Origin of the sequence: Bowmanella yangjiangensis (genome assembly GCF_017255015.1) — a bacterium.
Lineage (GTDB): Bacteria > Pseudomonadota > Gammaproteobacteria > Enterobacterales > Alteromonadaceae > Bowmanella > Bowmanella yangjiangensis.
Map to the genome: position 1 here is coordinate 1 of NZ_JAFKCS010000293.1, position 1010 is coordinate 1010.

Below are 1010 nucleotides of genomic sequence, written 5' to 3' on the forward strand. Positions count from 1 at the left end.
CGCTGTACCTCAAGGGCGAGGACGAAAGCGGTGCCCGCTACCGGATTCCCGACCCGAGGGCCGAGCATTGCCAGGCACTGGTCGCCGACGATGCCCAGCTCACCGCGCGGGTGCTCGGCGAGGAGACGATCTTCGGCTGCGCGCCAGGGCGTTCGCTGGAATTCGTCGCCGCCTTCGAGCGCTGCCTGACCAGCCTGCGCGAGCGGGGCGTCAGCCAGACCCTGCACAACCTGCTGCACGCCTAGGCCCCGGAGACGCACATGCCCAGCCTGCTCAGCCAACTCAAGCAGCACAGCGTGGTGGTCGCCGACACCGGCAACCTGGTCGCCATCAACCGCTTCCAGCCCGAGGACGCCACCACCAACCCGTCGATCATCCTCAAGGCGCTGCAGGCGGGGCAGTACCAGCGTCAGGTCGACGACGCACTGCGCCAGGCCATCCGCAGCGGCGCAGCGCCCCGCGCGATCATCGCCGAGGCCTGCGACCGCCTGGTGGTCAGCATGGGCGTGGAGATTCTCGCGACCATCCGGGGCAAGGTGTCCACCGAAGTGCCGGCGGCGCTGTCCTTCGATAGCGCCGCCACCGTGGCGCGGGCGCGCGCGCTGCACCAGCGCTACCTGCAACTGGGCATCCCCGGCGACCGCGTCCTGGTGAAGATCGCCGCCACCTGGGAAGGCATCCAGGCGGCGCGCCAGCTGGAGCGCGAGGGCATTCGCTGCAACCTCACGCTGATCTTCAACCTGGCCCAGGCCCGTGCCTGCGCCGAGGCCGGCATCTACCTGGTGTCGCCTTTCGTCGGGCGGATTCTCGACTGGCACAGGCAGCAGACCCCGGACGTCCGCTTCGAGGCCGAGAACGACCCCGGCGTGCTGTCGGTGCGCCAGGTCTGTCGCTTCTTCAAGCAGCACGACTACGCCACGGTGGTGATGGCCGCGAGCTTTCGCAACATCGGCGAAGTGCTCGCCCTGGCCGGCTGCGACCGCCTGACCATCAGCCCTGCCCTGCTCGCC

2 protein-coding genes are annotated in these 1010 nt (G+C 69.7%); both read left to right on the forward strand.

Annotation, left to right across the window (positions count from 1 at the left end; all coding sequences use genetic code 11):
- Positions 1-245 (forward strand): hypothetical protein (locus J0A65_RS24070; RefSeq protein WP_206596793.1); only part of this gene is annotated, 245 nt, incomplete at its 5' end.
- Positions 246-260: 15 nt separating this feature from the next.
- A partial coding sequence (locus J0A65_RS24075; protein ID WP_206596794.1) for a transaldolase family protein occupies positions 261-1010 on the forward strand: 750 nt, incomplete at its 3' end.